General features: G+C 35.8%; 16 protein-coding genes. 6 read left to right on the top strand and 10 right to left on the bottom strand.

What is annotated here, in order from left to right; translation table 11 throughout:
• Nucleotides 1–51: 51 nt before the first annotated feature.
• The 3 genes from M23134_RS09700 to M23134_RS09690 all read left to right on the top strand — a co-directional run bounded on the left by M23134_RS09700 (nt 52) and on the right by M23134_RS09690 (nt 4111).
• The gene (locus M23134_RS09700; RefSeq protein ID WP_045113313.1) at nt 52–1332 is read left to right on the top strand and encodes an O-antigen ligase family protein; all 1281 of its coding nucleotides are present in this window, start codon (nt 52–54) and stop codon (nt 1330–1332) included.
• Nucleotides 1333–1441: 109 nt separating this feature from the next.
• Nucleotides 1442–2821, top strand: coding sequence for an undecaprenyl-phosphate glucose phosphotransferase (locus tag M23134_RS09695; RefSeq protein WP_045113312.1), 1380 nt, complete (start codon nt 1442–1444; stop codon nt 2819–2821).
• A 219-nt stretch (nt 2822–3040) separates the two neighbouring features.
• Nucleotides 3041–4111, top strand: a complete 1071-nt coding sequence (locus M23134_RS09690; RefSeq protein WP_004155495.1) for an MraY family glycosyltransferase — start codon at nt 3041–3043, stop codon at nt 4109–4111.
• Between the two features lie 64 nt (nt 4112–4175).
• Here the strand turns inward: M23134_RS09690 and M23134_RS09685 are convergent, their stop codons facing one another.
• The 6 genes from M23134_RS09685 to M23134_RS09660 form a co-directional block, all read right to left on the bottom strand.
• Nucleotides 4176–5141 carry an AAA family ATPase gene (locus M23134_RS09685; protein WP_004155493.1) on the bottom strand — a complete coding sequence of 322 codons (966 nt, stop codon included), beginning with the start codon at nt 5139–5141 and terminating at the stop codon, nt 4176–4178.
• Between the two features lie 268 nt (nt 5142–5409).
• Complete coding sequence (locus M23134_RS09680) at nt 5410–6777, bottom strand: peptidylprolyl isomerase (protein WP_198145003.1); 1368 nt, start codon at nt 6775–6777, stop codon at nt 5410–5412.
• Between the two features lie 15 nt (nt 6778–6792).
• Complete coding sequence (locus M23134_RS09675) at nt 6793–7725, bottom strand: hypothetical protein (protein WP_045113311.1); 933 nt, start codon at nt 7723–7725, stop codon at nt 6793–6795.
• A 5-nt stretch (nt 7726–7730) separates the two neighbouring features.
• Complete coding sequence (locus tag M23134_RS09670; RefSeq protein ID WP_004155487.1) at nt 7731–10064, bottom strand: peptidylprolyl isomerase; 2334 nt, start codon at nt 10062–10064, stop codon at nt 7731–7733.
• A 197-nt stretch (nt 10065–10261) separates the two neighbouring features.
• Nucleotides 10262–10681: an ATP-binding protein gene (locus M23134_RS09665; protein ID WP_004155485.1), complete on the bottom strand. Its 420-nt coding sequence runs from the start codon at nt 10679–10681 to the stop codon at nt 10262–10264.
• Nucleotides 10682–10962: 281 nt separating this feature from the next.
• Nucleotides 10963–11295 carry an STAS domain-containing protein gene (locus M23134_RS09660; RefSeq protein WP_004155482.1) on the bottom strand — a complete coding sequence of 111 codons (333 nt, stop codon included), beginning with the start codon at nt 11293–11295 and terminating at the stop codon, nt 10963–10965.
• A 429-nt stretch (nt 11296–11724) separates the two neighbouring features.
• Between M23134_RS09660 and M23134_RS09655 the strand changes: the two genes are divergently transcribed.
• From M23134_RS09655 to M23134_RS09645, 3 genes are all read left to right on the top strand, one after another.
• The gene (locus M23134_RS09655; protein WP_004155477.1) at nt 11725–12114 is read left to right on the top strand and encodes a TraR/DksA family transcriptional regulator; all 390 of its coding nucleotides are present in this window, start codon (nt 11725–11727) and stop codon (nt 12112–12114) included.
• Nucleotides 12115–12696, top strand: a complete 582-nt coding sequence (gene scpB, locus M23134_RS09650) for an SMC-Scp complex subunit ScpB (protein ID WP_004155476.1) — start codon at nt 12115–12117, stop codon at nt 12694–12696.
• 136 nt (nt 12697–12832) lie between these two features.
• Entirely contained in the window at nt 12833–14008 is a 1176-nt protein-coding gene (locus M23134_RS09645) for a pseudouridine synthase (protein WP_004155473.1), read from the top strand.
• Nucleotides 14009–14098: 90 nt separating this feature from the next.
• On the opposite strand, the gene fabD is transcribed toward M23134_RS09645, so the two are convergent.
• The 4 genes from fabD to M23134_RS09625 all read right to left on the bottom strand — a co-directional run bounded on the left by fabD (nt 14099) and on the right by M23134_RS09625 (nt 16658).
• Nucleotides 14099–14971 (bottom strand): ACP S-malonyltransferase, encoded by an 873-nt coding sequence (gene fabD / locus M23134_RS09640; RefSeq protein WP_045113346.1) that lies wholly within the window; start codon nt 14969–14971, stop codon nt 14099–14101.
• Nucleotides 14972–15085: 114 nt separating this feature from the next.
• Nucleotides 15086–15571: a c-type cytochrome gene (locus M23134_RS40475; RefSeq protein WP_004155469.1), complete on the bottom strand. Its 486-nt coding sequence runs from the start codon at nt 15569–15571 to the stop codon at nt 15086–15088.
• Nucleotides 15572–15582: 11 nt separating this feature from the next.
• Nucleotides 15583–16113 carry a c-type cytochrome gene (locus M23134_RS40470; protein ID WP_082226539.1) on the bottom strand — a complete coding sequence of 177 codons (531 nt, stop codon included), beginning with the start codon at nt 16111–16113 and terminating at the stop codon, nt 15583–15585.
• Between the two features lie 86 nt (nt 16114–16199).
• Nucleotides 16200–16658 (bottom strand): hypothetical protein, encoded by a 459-nt coding sequence (locus M23134_RS09625; RefSeq protein ID WP_157558419.1) that lies wholly within the window; start codon nt 16656–16658, stop codon nt 16200–16202.
• Between the last annotated feature and the right edge of the window lie 254 nt (nt 16659–16912).

The following is a 16912-nucleotide window of genomic DNA, read 5'->3' as shown; positions in this document are numbered from 1 at the left end:
TCGTTCTAATACAGCATTTTATTAAAAATGTAAGTCGTGTCATATACCAAAATGAATATAAAAATCACTTCAAATACACTCACTAAAGTTAAATTAGCGTTTTTTTTCAAAAACAACTTGCAATCTAACATATCATACTTTTTTTTGATATGCATTGCTTTTACTCTTCCTTTGCACACACAACTCAATAGCATTTTAATTATCAGTTTTTGTCTAAGTCTCTTTTTTCAAAAAAAACTCAAGAAAAGGTTTACTAATCTGTTAGACAATCAGTTTTTCTATCTATTCATTAGCCTCTATCTCATTCAACTAATTGGTTTAGTTTATACCACCAACTTTCATGATGCTTTATATAAATTAGAAACCAAACTATCTCTTTTGATACTTCCTATTGCGTTGGGTGTTTTACCCAAACTTAATAATAAACAAATCCATATTATTGTCGCCAGCTTTGCCTTATCTTGCCTTCTTACTACCCTTTACTATTTTATTATTACTACCCAAACTTTTTGGCTAGGCCAAGCTCCCTCTTTTCCAGAATCATCAGCTTTCTTAAAAAGCATTTCCCCTATAGGTACCGTGTATGTAGGCATGTATAATATATTTGCCATATTTTCTATTCTATATATTCTACTCAAGGACTGGAAACACATACCCGTATTTATAAAACTATTATCAATCACAGGCATACTAACCCTTTACGCTTTTGTTATTCTGATTGGAGCCCGTACAGCATTATATATATCATTTTTATTTGTTGTAATTTACCTTGCTTATAACTTCTATCTAAGTAAAAATTATGACCTCACCACCGTTTTATTAGCGTTAGTATCATTAACCCTAACAGGATACTTTGCCTACAAAAACGACATTAATAATAAGGTTACCTCTGTATTTGATGCAAAACCTGAGTATAATACGCTTGATCTTAGAATGGTTCAATGGGGGTGTGCCGCCAAAATACTCTTGGAAAGTAACCACTCTTTGTTTTTTGGTGTGGGTACTGGCGATGTTCAAAAACACATTGGTGATTGTTATGTAAATCAAAATTATGGCAGCTTAAAAGACTCTTTTAATGCCCACAATGAGTATATAGAAGAAGCTTTGCGACATGGGCTGATAGGTCTTTTTGTTTTTTTATCAGCATTACTCATTCCTTTTTACCTCAGTATTTACGAAAGACGTAGCTATTTATACTTCTTATTTTTACTAATTTTCATTATTTGGAGCTTTACAGAATCTACGCTTAGCACTCAAAAAGGCACTGTATTTTATGCTTTTTTTAATTCTTTATTATTTTTTCATTTTGTTAATAAGCATAAGACAAAATAATATTCCATACCACAATATTCTCTTAGAAAAATGCAACCTTAGGAAATTTAGGATTATTGAGCCCTTTAGTTCTAAATTTGCGTATACAGAATAAAAATGAGTGAAAACCATGACACACCAATACTCTAAGTTTCTCCACCCATTATATCTAATTGGAGACTTACTCTTATTAAATTTATCTTTTATAGGGGCTTTTGCATATCAATTTGCAAACCTAAAACTAACTCAAACACCTTATTTTTTCCTGATGATATTCTTCAATATCATCTGGATTTTTGTATCAGTATTATTAGACAACCATGAAAAAAACCGCATGGCTACTGATGCTGCTATTGTCAAAAAAATAGCCAAAGGTTTAGGGTTACATATAGCCACAATAGCTACTATTTTACTGTTTCTCAAAGCAGTATATTTTTCTCGCTTACACCTTGTATATACCTATGCCCTGTTTGGCGCACTAATCATTGCCTGGAGAATATCTTTTATCTACTTTCTGCGAAGTTATCGCACTAAAGGGTACAACTTTAGGTCTTATGTCATTGCAGGCATTAGTTCCTCAGGACAATCATTGCTTCAGCTATATAACAAACACCCAGAGTTTGGTTATCGTTTTATGGGGTACTTTGACAATAAAGTAGCAAGGGATGGGGTAGTAGGCAAAATCTGTGATATTAAAAATTATGTCAAAGAAAACAATATAGATGAAATTTACTGTTCTGTATCAGATATAGATAAAAGCTATGTCAAGGATTTGGTAAAATTTGGTGATCAAAATATGGTCAGAGTAAAACTACTATCATCATCACAAGACAGTACAACTGCGCAAAAACTATTTGCGGTACAATATGGAAGTTTAAATGTGTTTTCATTTAGACATGAACCTTTAAACGATTCTTTTAGCAAGGTCTCGAAACGAATTTTTGACATTGTATTTTCATCACTTGTCATGATTTGTATACACTCTTGGCTAATACCCATTATAGCTATATTAATAAAAATGGATTCAAAGGGACCTGTATTTTTTAAGCAAAAAAGAACAGGACGTGATGGTAAAGAATTCTGGTGTTTGAAATTCCGCACCATGAAGGTAAATAACGACTCAGACTCTAAACAAGCCACTAAAAACGATAGTAGAATTACACCACTTGGAGCATTTCTTCGCAAATCGAGCATAGATGAATTACCTCAATTTATCAATACCTTTCTCGGAGATATGTCTGTAGTTGGTCCGAGGCCTCATATGCTCAAACACACAGAATATTATTCTCAGGAAGTAGACAAGTTTATGGTACGTCATTTGGTAAAACCTGGCATTACAGGCTTGGCACAAACCAAAGGTTTCAGAGGAGAAACAAAAGAAGTGTCTGCAATGAAAAATCGAGTAAGAATGGATGTTTTTTATGTTGAGAACTGGTCATTATTCTTAGATATTAAAATCATATTTATGACTGTATTTAATATGGTTCGTGGAGAAAAAAATGCTTACTAAGCGATTGAAAAAAAGCTCATTAAAAGTATTGATTACTTTTAGCCAATCATCATATAATATCGTATCATTACAATGGTAACTACCTTATAATGATGCGATTTTTTTTTATACCATCACTAAAAATTTAATTATATATAAAGTATATTACTTCACAATCCAATATAGATGCCTTACCTTCAAGTAATTGGTTTCATTCATTTATAAATTTTCACTTTATTAATGACTCTTTTTTTAACGTTTGTTACCTCTCTAATTATTACTTACCTAAGCATTCCATCTATCATAAAAGTGGCAGATGAAAAGCACCTTTATGACCTTCCAAGCGAAATCAAAACTTCACATAGCACAGGTATTCCAACACTAGGTGGCATTGCTATTTTTGGTGGAACCCTCATTACCAGCACCTTTTTCATAGATTTTGATACCATTCCTCGCTTCAACTATATATTATGCGCTATGACCTTACTGTTTTTTACAGGAGTCAAAGACGATGTTATCCCCTTAACCCCCAGTAAAAAGTTTATCGCTCAAGTTATTTCAGCAGGCATACTTGTATTTAAGGCTAACATACGCCTTACAAGTTTGTATGGATTATTTGGTATACAAGCCTTGCCTTATTGGATAAGTATTAGCATTTCATTATTTACTATTATTGTAATAATTAATGCTTTTAACCTAATTGATGGAATTAATGGGCTTACTGGTGGAGTAGGCATTATTGTAGGCCTTACCTTTGCTTTCTTTTTTTATCAAATACAAGAAACAGGTTGGGTTGTGTTTATATTGGCATTGTGTGGTAGCTTAATGGCATTTTTAAAATTTAACTTTGCCAATAAGATTTTTATGGGCGATACAGGCTCACTATTGGTAGGTTGTATATCAGTAGTGCTATGTATCAGTTTCATAGAACACCCCGAAGTACAAAAAAAATACTCTAACTCTTTCACCCCTGTTTTTGCTTTTTGTATCCTTATAATTCCTTTATTTGATACTCTCAGGGTTTTCACCATTAGAATATTTAATAAGAAGTCACCTTTTCAGGGAGACAGAAAACACTTACACCATATATTGGTAGATGGAGGGCTCACCCACTGGCAAGCCTCCTTTATTATGTATCTTGCCAACCTCAGTATTATTCTATTGGCATACTCTCTCAAACATATCAGTGCTTTGTTCTTACTCTTTGGTGTATTGGCATTATGTACAGTTTTAAGCTTTTTGTTGGTATCTTTTCATAAGCCTAAATCTAAATCCAGTAATATAAATAAGCCACAAGCCATTGAACACTAATCCTCCACCCTCTAAGTGAATGCACTATTATTTCGAAATATTTAGGGTCTGGAGTACTAATTTGCTATAGCATATTCTCAATAATGTTATCTATTGTTACTCCCTCAGCTTCAGCTTTAAAATTACGCACAATTCTATGACGCAAAATGGGATAAGCTACTGCCTTGATATCTTCTATATCTGGTGAATACTTGCCTGATAGTAAAGCGTTACATTTAGCACCTAAGATCAGGTTTTGCGAAGCACGAGGTCCAGCTCCCCATTCAAGGTATTCGTTGGCTTCTTTAGCTGCCCTTTCTGTTCCTGGGCGAGTTTTGTGCACCAAACTTACAGCATATTCTACTACATTATCAGGTACAGGTACTTTTCTTACTAACTCTTGAAATGCTACAATTTCTTCACCTGATAAAACTTTATTTACGACTGGTTTTTCTTTTACTGTGGTTCGTTTTACAATATCTACTTCTGCCTGATAATCAGGATAATCAAGAAATATATTGAACATAAAGCGGTCTAGTTGCGCTTCTGGCAACGGGTAAGTTCCTTCTTGTTCGATGGGGTTTTGGGTAGCCAACACAAAAAACGGACGATCAAGTTGATAGCGTTTACCAGCAATGGTTACCGAGTACTCTTGCATAGACTCTAGCAAAGCTGCTTGAGTTTTGGGAGGGGTACGGTTGATCTCATCAGCCAAAATAATATTTGAAAATATTGGTCCTTGTACAAACTGAAAATTACGCTGTTGATCAAGGGTTTCTGAACCTAAAATATCTGAAGGCATTAAATCGGGCGTAAACTGAATACGATTGAAGTTAAGCTCAAGACTTGATGCAATTGTTTGAATCAATAGTGTCTTTGCTAAGCCTGGTACTCCTACCAACAAACAGTGTCCCTGACAAAAAATAGCAGTTAATAACAGGTGTACTACCTCTTCTTGCCCTACGATTACTTTTGAGATTTCTTTACGAATATCTTGGTAAGCAGTGTGTAATGCTTTGGCAGCATCTACCTCAGATGCGAATTTTTCCATGTAGTTTTAGGTTCATGTCTTGCCCCTTTTGGACAAAGTTGGTTTAACAATAGTTTATATGTACTAACTCTAAAAATAATCATAGAATCTTAATAAATGCTAATTATTTTCAGCTTTATTTTAAAGTTTATCAATTATTTAACACCCATACAAACAACTATTTTGTGTACTTATCAACGTGCCATTCTATAAAAACAGACAATGCCCATAATCAGAAACAACTCTGACTATAGGCATTGTATTAAACAAGGTCTCTAGCAAGACAGGATCAATTACTACTCAGCACTTTACAGTCTTTGTAAGCTTTATCAATTTTGATAAACATTTCACCTTTTACCTTATTAAACCATTTATTAATTGCCCGTGCTTTTTTATCATTAAGCGCAGCATTATAAATTTTTTGGTAATCTTTAGAAAGGGCAGCCATATGCCCAGATATTTTTTTCTTGAAATAAATTATTCTGACGGCCGTTTTTCCGTCATCAGTACGATAAGACTGAGGAGGAGTAACCGTACCTACCTTCATTGTATCTAAGGTCAAAAACAAGTACGAATCCAAATCATTGGTAGCAATCATACTGGCTCCGGTAGCCTGACTAGTCAACATGCCTCCGTTCCCAGCGGTTATTTTATCATCCGAAAAATTTTTAGCTGCTACTTCAAACTTCAAACTATCTTTTAAAATACGGGTACGAACACTATCTAAAAAATGGCTGGCTTCTCCTACATCTACCAACGAGTAGTCTGGTTTTAAGAAAATATGACGGGTATTGAACTCATTTCCTCGGCGCTCCAGCAGCTGTATCACATGAAAACCTAGCTGAGTTTCTATCACCTTTGAAATTTCATTCTTTTTCAAGCGAAACACTGCAGCCTCAAATTTTGGGACAAAAACCCCTCTGGTTTGCCATCCTAGGTTCCCCCCTTGCTTGGCACTTACATAATCTTGAGAAAATTCTTGCGCAAGTTGAGCAAAATCTTCGCCCTTCATTAGACGTCCTCTGATTTTTTCGAGTTTTTGTCTGATTTTCTGTTTTTGCTCTTTGGTAGGCTCCGGTATTTTCACAATATGCCCTACCTCTACTTCGTCCGAAAAGTAAGGTAGACTATCTTTAGGAATTGAATCAAAATATTGCCTTACCTCCTTTGGGGTAATTTTCACGGTAGAGGTAATCTCTCCATTCATCTTTGATACCGTCATTTGTTCTTTCAAAATATCACGGATATCTTCTTTAATTTGATCCATTGTTTTACCATAGAGTTTTTCCAACTGTTGCTTTTCTCCCCCTACACTCTTCAGCATATAATCAATTCTTCTATCAAGCTGCAAGTTTACCTCTATGTCACTTACAATGACTGAATCAATCTCAGCCTTGGCTACCAGAAGCTTTTGAATGATCATTTCTTCCAAAATTTTACACTTCAAGTCTTTTTCAGGGGCTGTTGTCTGACTTTGGGAAATGATCTCAAGATACCTTTGCTGTAAATCTGACTCTAGTATAATGTTATTATTTACTTTCGCTATAATTTTATCGACAAGCTGTCCACCACCCTGTGCCATACTCATAGAAGAGAAACCTATGGCAAGGCATAGTAACAAGACTTTTATGTACGATTTAAAAATCAACTTTTGCATGATATTTTGCTGCATTTAATAAATTTTAATTTTTTTAGACTTTCGTGCCTTTTTAAGGATGTCTTCTTCCATTTTTTGAATCAACTCAACCTTTCTTTTCTGCAAAATTAATTCAACAATGTGTGGTTTGGCAAACTCATAAGGAGTCTCTTGATTGACTAATTTAAAATCACGCACTTTAAGATAATACACATACTTTTTATCTTGTTTGCGTGAATACTGAAACTTACTTTGCTTTAGTAAGGCGGCTTTATCATTTACTCCATTAAATGGTGTATTATTGATAAGGTCATCAAACCCTACCCAAGTACTATCTTCTATATGATAAAACTCAGCTGATTTTACACAAAAATCTCTAAGAGTTTTTTTTCGATTGGCATTTGTACTCATTAGTAGTTTACCTACTTTTAAACTTGACGAAGAATCCCTGCCAGTGCTCGCCAAAGGAATTTTAATTAGTATACCTTTGATAATATGCTGTTTGAGTACAAAGTTCCCTTTATTGGCTTCATAATAAGCCTTCACCTCACTATCTTTCACTAAAGTATCAAGGTTATTATTTACATGTCGCTCTTCAAGCACATACCTCAACAAGTTATCTTTAAATTTTTTTACCTTTTGTTTTATTTCGTCTTTGTCTATTTTTTTCTGATTACGGGCTTCCTCTAACACTACTTCACGTTTAACCCAAGCATCAATATATTCTCTCGCTAGCCTGGCGCTGTCCTTAGCAAGCATTCCAGGGTGTATCACCCCCTGAAGGTCGTCAGCATATAGTATAGAGGCCCCCACTTGAGCAATTTTTTTTGACTTCCCAGTTTTCCCACTTCCAGCACCACTATCGCCCTGCCAAAGGCTACATGCAGATAAGCAAACCGAGGTCAACAAGAAAAGGAATACGCTCCTACTATTGACACTACAAACCAAGTCCCAAAATATTGTTTTCATTCCTCTTATTTTTTACTTACCAATTGATCTATCACTTCTTGATTTACCTGCACTGGGTATTCTTTCTTGAGACTCTCCAGCCATTCTTTTTCAAGGTAAGTTTGATAATTAGCAATAACCTTTCCGCGAGTTTCTTTATAAGTTTTCAAACGAGGTTGTAACACATCCTCAATGACTACTAGTACCAAGCGATCTTTATCTTGTAACTCTGTTTTCCCTTTCTCCCAGGCAATTTTATCTACAAAATCGTTTTCGCCTTTTTCGTATACCCCTTGGTTAACTTTTACATTTAACGGGTTGGTAAGATTTAATTCATTGACTAAATCTTTCTTTTGAGATGAATAAAAAGCAAATTCAATTCTTCGGTTTCGTCGTCGGTCTTTGATAGACACCGGCTTCGAGTTTTTATAATCTTTAGTAGTAATACGGTCAACACCGATTCGCTGTCTCAGTAAAAAGTCCAAAGTATTTTGCAAACGTTGAGATGATAAACCAACCGGTTCAGCTGGGTCAATATGACCCGAAAGTTCCAGCTTATAATGACGGTTTTTCTTCAGGAGATTTGCCACTGACAACAAGGTACGCTGAGCATTTTGATCTAACACTTTTTGCTCTTTGTCAAAATATACATTATTTACTTTTACTTTACTCACAAGATAACTGGGTTGAACCAAACGCGTTTTTAATTGAGTCATTATCTGAGCATTGGCTACGCTGTATATGGTAGCATTAGCTCGCTTACCCCAACGATATTTTTCACGATTTGCTTCAAAAAACTTTCTTGCCCCAGCAGTATCCATAATAGCCTTGTTCCACACTTTGTCGTTCATCATCTGAAACAACATCATTCCCTCTTTATACTCTTTTACTAACATTCGGTAATCCTTGTATTTTGCATTCAAGTTATTACGCTCAAAATCCAGTGCACTATAATCTACATAGTTGTCCAGTAACAAACGCATATAATGTGTAGGGGTCGCAATATTACTTTTAGGAACCTGTTTTAACACTACATAGTCAAAAAAATCTTTGACAGTATAGGTTTTCTTAATTTTCAATACTTTATCTTCAAACGATATAAGCCCTTCTTTCAAACCATTGTGGGTAGGACTATACTTCCAAACACCCTTGAGTAATGTAGTACCAGCCTTAGCTATAGCCTTGTTAGCGACTTTAGGGTTCAACCTAAAGTTGTTGATTTTTTTTAGTTTGGCGATAAATGACCGATGAGTTACCTTAAGGCGAGAGTCTTTGGCAACTTTTTGCCTGATAAATGGCTCCACTTCGGTAAATGTATCCAAGGTCCGCTTTTTCATCAATTTGATGATATGCCAACCACTGTATGGAGTATACACAGGCTTTGAAAAATCGCCTACTTCCTTTAATTGAAAAGAAGCTTGCTCAAACTCAGGAATTGCCTCACCCACCCCAAACTCTGGCAGCACACCTCCTTTGTTCTTAGAAGGTTGATCTTCAGAAAATTGACGACACAATTTGTCCCAGTCTTCTCCGGCTTTGAGTCTTTCATAAATTTTATCAATTTTACGCTTGGCCTCAATAGAGTCTTTAGCATTGGCTTTGGCAGGTTGCATAATCATAATATGGGCAGTTTGGATCTTGCCACTGGCTTTACGCCTGTCGGTTACTTTTAGAAAATGGTAACCAAATTTGGTACGCAATAAATCTGAAATAGACCCCACCTGTGTTTGATAAGAAGCATTCTCAAATGGGTAGACCATCTGTAATGCAGTAAAATAACCTATATTACCACCTTGTTTGGCAGAGGGGCTTTGTGAGTGAGTGCTTGCTACTTGTTCAAAGCTTTTGCCATTGAGCACGGTTTTACGCAACTCCAAAATTTTGTTGTAAGCAACGACGGTATCTTGTGGCTCGGCTTCCTTATCTACTTTTACCAAAATATGAGAGACTCTTACCTCTTCTTTTAAACGATCATAGGCTTCTCTTACCAACTCCTCTACTTTGGCTTTATCAGTAAGGTAAGGCTTGGCAAGTTGCTCTTTATAGGTACTCAGTTCATTGTTAAAAGCATCGGTAGTATCTATCCCTTTTTTTTGAGCTGCCAAAATTTTAAGTTTAAACTTAATATATAAGTCAAGATAACTGGATACACTACTGCGTGTATAAGCACTGTCCTTGTTTTTGAGGCTTTTCTCGTAGGTATATTTAAAATCGGATAGATAAATAGGATTAGCTCCCAGGGTGGCAATTACTTTCGACTTACTACTTGTTGTTTTCTTTGTAGTTGTACAGCTCACCAAAGCTACACACAAACCTAAAACATACAATCCTGCTTTGGTACAAACACTATTTTTAAACATAATGAAATATTAGCTTTTGGTATGTTGGCAAAAATCATCACAATTTTACGGATTTTTTGCGAAAAAAGACTCGAAACCAACAGGTAATAAATAGTTTAACAATTGAATAGAGTGTCAAAGTTAAGTTTTGAAACAAAATGAAGGGCAAAACTTGGTGAAAATAAAAGCGAAAAGAATGGTTTGATGGAGTAATTAAGTTATTTCTTGGCTATTTTTTTGGTCATGCGCCATATATTTTGGTGGTCTTCTACTGACACTTCTACTGTATCCATAATTCGATTTACTAACATAAGCCCTACCCCACCTTTACGCCTTTCTTTGATAATATTTGAAATTTTGGGTTCTTGGTATTCTGAAATATCAAAAAAATTAGCATCCTGATCTATAATCTCAAACAAGATTTTACCTGCTTGATCTTCTATATTAATCTCTAAAAAATAATCAGGATTACAGTTATGTGAGTAAATAATAAGGTTGGAACAAATTTCATCAACAGCCAATACTAATTGATTCACCTCTATTTCTGACAAAGATAAATTGCGCAGTACTACTGTGACAAACTCTCTTATAAGCCGTAAATTATCTCTTACACAATTTACTTTATAGTAATGAACCATTTTACCAAGGGTTATGAAAATGCAACAATTAACAACACCAGAGTGTTTGCTTAAGAATCTGTAAAATAAAGTGCTTCAGGAGAACAAAACACCTCGTGAGTGAACAATGCAAAATATTTGCTTAACCTTTAGCTATGGAATTATTAGCTTCGCAGAGCTCGGCACAGCGCAGCTGTAGCCTCGGTTTTTTGAAGAAGTCCCCCAATCAGAAGTTATGCACCAGAAATAGATTATTTTTGTAGGATTACTTAAAGAACAACAACATCGGTTTTACATATAGTCTATTTTATATCTTTAGCCTCTTGTTTAGAGTCAACTATTTGCAATAACTGATCTAAACCTAATATCTCAAATACATTTTTAACTTTTGAACTAAGCCCAAAAAGTGTAAAGAATATTTCTTTTTCTTTGAACTCTTCTATGTGAGACATAAACACTCCCAAACCGGCAGATGATATATAATTGAGGTTGGCACAATCTACCAAAATATTCTTTTTGCCATTAGTTATTGCTTCTTCTATGGATTTGTCTAAGGTAATGGAAGATGATGCGTCTACATCGCCATAAATTTCAATGATATGAAATTGCTCTTCGTTTATTGTTTTTATTTGCATCTTAGGTTTACGTGTGTAAAAGAAGTTAGTTTATATATGTAATCATATACTGAACAAATTTATAGAATCTATATTTGTTTCCCAAAATAATGCGCTCCAAAGCCCATAAGAACCCTTCAGGAGTACTCAAACCTAAAGTGGCTGAATGGCAAAAACACCCAACAACCTACCCCGTATTTAATACTAAATAATTGTTAAGTAGTACTTTGTGGATAAAAAATATTTTTTCTTTTATTTGGTTTCTGCGTACTTTTGTAAAACTTATAATATTTGCGTAGGAAACAATGTGCTTTTAAGCATTTACAACACCTTTTTTGAATATTTATCTGGTTTGTTTCTACTGTTTACCCAACATAAATTATAACTTACGAAACCTTTTAACGTTAAATTTTATACCAATATATCAATATATACATAAACCTAAAATATATGGAAAACAAGGAGGAAAAGACGAGATACTCTGAGGAGGAACTACGTGAATTTGATGAATTAATCCAGAAAAAATTAACTGAGGCAAGAAAAGAACTTGATTATATCAAAGAATCTTTGAGCAAAAGAAATGATGAAGGAATAGACAATACTATTGGCAACTCAAAACTGCTGGAAGATGGCGCTGGAACCGCTGAGCGAGAAAACCTCAATCAGATGGCTGCCCGCTTACAAAAGTTTATTCAACAGCTCGAACGTGCTGCCATTAGAATTAAAAATGGTACTTATGGCGTATGTATAGATACAGGGAAACTTATTCAAAAAGCAAGGTTGAGAGCAGTACCTCATACTCAGCACTCTATTGAGGCTAAATTATCAAGACAAAAATAATTGAGACTTTTACAAAATCACGTAGAGGCACTTATTTTTTGTGCCTCTGAACCTATTAGTATAGATGAATTGCAAAGTTGCCTTTCAGAACTGTTTGATACTGTAATACCCGAAGAGGAGGTATTGCAGACGATTGAAGTACTTACTGAAAAATATGAAGATGGTAACTTTGCTTTTCAAATTTGTCAAATGTCAGAGGGTTACCAATTCTTAACTAAACCTGAGTTTCAACCAAGTATTGCTGTTTTATTAAAACAAAACTCAAAAAAAAGATTATCAAAAGCAGCATTAGAAACACTGGCAATCATTGCATACAAACAACCTATTACCAAGGGGCAGTTAGAACAAATAAGAGGAGTGAGTTGCGACTATACCATTCAGAAACTTTTAGAAAAAGAACTGGTCGCAATCAAAGGAAAAGCAGAGACCGCAGGTCGCCCCATTCTTTATGGAACAAGCAAAAAGTTTATGGAATATTTTGGCATCAATAGCCTGAGTGATTTACCATTACCCAAAGACTTGAAGGTGGATGAAAGTAAAGCTCCACAAGCCAATGAGAATATTCCGGCAGAAGGCTCGTAAGCCAAAGCTGCCCGTTGAGTAGCCCGTGTTTTTTAATTAAAGGTTGATTCAAAAAACACACATAAATCAGGATTTCAGCAAGGGCTTTCAACATTTTCAATATATAATTTTAACATATACATAGATTGCATAAACAATGAATAAGAAAAGAAACGATGAGGTAAGAAATACCTCAGGAAAAAACAGCAATGGTCAGTCTAAACACAAAAATATAGATAAAAAGAAGGTTTTTTTTAGCAAAAAAGATAAAAGGGACAGAAAACCAGATAACCGAAGAAACAGAAACCAAGAAGATAACCCCAACCCTAAATTCAAATCAAACAATACTTCCCGAAAGCCTAAATTCAATAAAGACGCTAAGTTTAATAATAAAGATAGTAGAAACCGAGACAGAGATAGAGATAATGGTGCTGATAGAAAAAATGGGCCAAAAGACCACCGAAGACCCAACAAGTTTAAACAACCTTTCCAAAAACGCAATTCGGACAGAAAACAGTCTGGCCCTCCTAATTATGACCTGCAAAAACCTGGAAGTAAGGCGAATAAACACCAAGACCGTGAAGGTAACCGTGGCAAAGAACGTACTCAAAGACATAATGAACCAGAAAAAATGCGCCTCAACCGATTTATTTCTAACTCAGGAGTTTGTTCTCGCCGTGAAGCAGACAAGCTCATAGAGATGGGAATGATCAGTGTAAACGGCAAGGTAATTACCGAAATGGGATTTCAGGTAAGCCCTACTGACACTGTAAAGTATGGCAAGCGGTTATTGAAGCGTGAAAAGTTTGTGTATGTATTGCTCAATAAACCTAAAGACTTTATTACTACCACCAATGACCCGCAAGATAGAAAGACCGTGATGGATTTGATTAAAAACTCTTGTGATGAGCGAATCTATCCTGTAGGACGTCTAGACCGTAACACAACTGGTTTACTGCTGTTTACCAATGATGGTGAAGTAGCTAAAAAGTTATCACACCCTTCACACGATGTTAAGAAGGTATATCAGGTAGAACTGGATAAACCATTGAAAGATGAAGACTTGGACTCAATTGCTGAAGGGGTAATTCTGGAAGATGGCTACGCTGCTGTAGATGAAATAGCGATACTCAACCCTGAAAGAACATTGGTTGGTGTAGAAATTCACATTGGACGAAATCGCATTGTACGCCGTATTTTTAACCACTTGGACTATGAAGTAGTCAAACTTGACCGTACCATGTATGCAGGTTTGAACAAGAAAAATATTGACCGTGGTGATTGGAGATACCTGAGCGAAAAAGAAGTAATTCGCTTGAAGTATTTTGCTTAACTACTTGCCCATCATTGGGCAAATAAAAGACAATAAAAATGGGCAGTTGATACTTATCGACTGCCCATTTTTTGTATTTTTTCTGATAAATTATAGTTGTGCCACTTCCATTTTACGCTCTACCTTTTTTACCAAACCTTGCAGTACTTTGCCTGGACCTACTTCGGTGAAAGAAGTAGCACCATCGATAATCATATTTTTCACGGTTTGAGTCCAACGAACTGGTGACGTTAGTTGAGCAATCAAATTAGCCTTAATGGTTGCCACATCGTTTGCTGGGGCAGCATTTACATTTTGATATACAGGGCATATAGGCTCACTAAAATTGGTTTCTTCTATAGCTTTGGCCAATTCTTCACGAGCGGGTTCCATCAAAGGCGAGTGGAACGCTCCCCCTACTGCCAAAGGCAATACACGCTTGGCTCCTGCTTCTTTCAGTTTTTCCATGGCTTGTTCTACTCCCGCATTGCTCCCCGAAATCACCAGTTGACCTGGGCAGTTATAGTTAGCTGCTACTACTACCTCATTGATAGCTTCGCACACTTTTTCTACCACCTCATCCTCTAACCCCAGCACTGCTGCCATCGTAGATGGGTTTGCCTCACAAGCTTTTTGCATAGCCAAAGCACGCTGTGATACCAGCTTAAGCGCATCCTCGAAAGCTAATGTCTTGTTGGCTACCAAAGCTGAAAACTCTCCCAAAGAGTGACCAGCCACCATATCGGGGGCAAAATCATCTGAGGTAAGTGCCAAAATTACTGAATGTAAAAAGATGGCAGGCTGGGTAACTTTGGTTTGTTTAAGCTCCTCCTCAGTTCCTTCAAACATAATATCAGTAATGCGGAAACCTAATATTTCGTTGGCTTTCTCAAACAATTCTTTCCCTTTTTCTGATCCTTCGTACAGGTCTTTTCCCATTCCTACAAATTGGGCACCCTGTCCCGGAAAAACGTATGCTTTCATTTCTTTCGTTTTTTGGTAAGTGATCATTTTAACAACACAAAGTTATATGTCAGCATTGTATTTTGGAGATTTTTGGAGATTTTTCTTTGGTGAGATCAAACGGTTCATTAACCACTATTGACACACTACTACTTCAGACAAGTAATAGACTGCTTGCTTGTAGCTTTGTACATACGCAAAAATTGCTTTGATTTCATCAGCTGTGAGATCAAAGCTTTGCATGGTGGTTTTACCATATTTGTTATACAGTTTTATCGCATAAGGATCGCCACTGGCAATTACTTTTTGCGAGTTTTGTACCCAAGGAATGAGCCAGTCTATTGAACGCCTATCTAGTATACCTTTTAAGCCAGGACCTACTATTACATCAGCGCCAGCACTATGGCATTGCATACAGTTATTATAAAACAAGGTTTTGCCTACACTAACAGTTCCTGAAAGCTGCACAGTATCTTGGTAACTATACTCTGACACCGTTCCACACCCCCTGCTTGGTGCTGTTTCTTTTACATCTACATTAACTAAGGTCACTATTAAACCCGCCACTGAAAGGGCTATCAGGGTAAAAATTTGGGAGAGTTTTTCGATAAATGGGATCATACGATTTAGTTTTAATCTCTTGTATTTTCCGATGTAGACAACGAATCTATACATACTACTTCCTTACTACCATAGTTGCCTACATAAAATAAAACTGCTTTGATTTCGCTAGTCGTGAGACCAAAACTTTGCATGGTAGTTTTACCATATTTGTTATATAGTTTTACCGCATAAAGATCGCCACTGGCAATTACTTTTTGCGAGTTTTGTACCCAAGAAGCAAGCCAGTCTATTGAACGCCTATCTAGTATACCTTTTAAACCAGGGCCTACTATTACAACAGCTCCGGGGTTATGGCAGGGTTCACAGTTGTTATTAAACAAAACTTTTCCCTGAGTAAACAATGCTTGTTCGCTATTTGTAAAAGTAGGAGTAGGTATACAATTGGGAGGATATGTTGCTAGTTTGTCTTGTGTAGCACAACCTGGCAAAGGCTCAGTTTGCACCTTAAATATGAGTATGATTAAAGCACATAATAAAGCCAAGATCGTTATTATAAGAAGGTTAAATAAGCGGACAATCTTTTGCGTGAATGGTACCATAAGTTTAATCTTTTACCTTGGCTAGTTTATCTAAACCAATGCTGGGTTTATCAAACATGGGGTTCTCCTATTTTCTTACCCCAAAATTAAGAATACCTTTTATTCAAATCTTTTAAATGCCTTTTGATATGAGCTACTACAATTTCCAAATGTTCTTGCCTTGAGTACCCTCTTGAACCTTTCTTGTAAGGAATAATGCCAATCGCTGTATTATAAATATATTGTTCAATGATTGTCTGTGCTTTTTTGAGTCTATCAATCAAAGCTTCTATTGGGCTCGAAGCCGTTGTCTCGACACTTTGCTTGTTTACTTCTGAAAGCTTACCTTTGAGGGGGTTAGGTTTTCTACCCTCACCCAAGTCTGCAATATTTCGGGCAAAGCTTTCATGCCAAAAAGTAAGATGCCCCAAGATATCTTTAGCATTCCAAAACTCATAAACCATTTGTTGGTAATCTAAATCTTGCTCATAAAACTGAATCAAGGCAGCTAACTGTTGTTGAAGTTTTTTTAAATTGGCTTCGATGGCTAAGTCTAAGTTACACATATAAAGTACTTTAAAAGCGGTACAAATATTCACACTCATATAAAAACAAGCCTATAGCAACCCCATGACAAACATCAGTAAAGCTTTCAAAAAGTAACAAAAAGGTAATGCTTCCCCAATGATGCACTTGTGTACCAGCAAGCTTTGGAGTGGTATAGATTTACGTATAAAATAAAGCAAATTGATGCATAAAAACCAGTGGTATAAATACTACCAAGGTTGAACAAGCCACCCTGTAAGTTTGCATCATAACT

It is taken from the genome of Microscilla marina ATCC 23134 (assembly GCF_000169175.1).
Lineage (GTDB): Bacteria > Bacteroidota > Bacteroidia > Cytophagales > Microscillaceae > Microscilla > Microscilla marina.
This window is presented reverse-complemented; position numbering and strand designations above follow the sequence as displayed.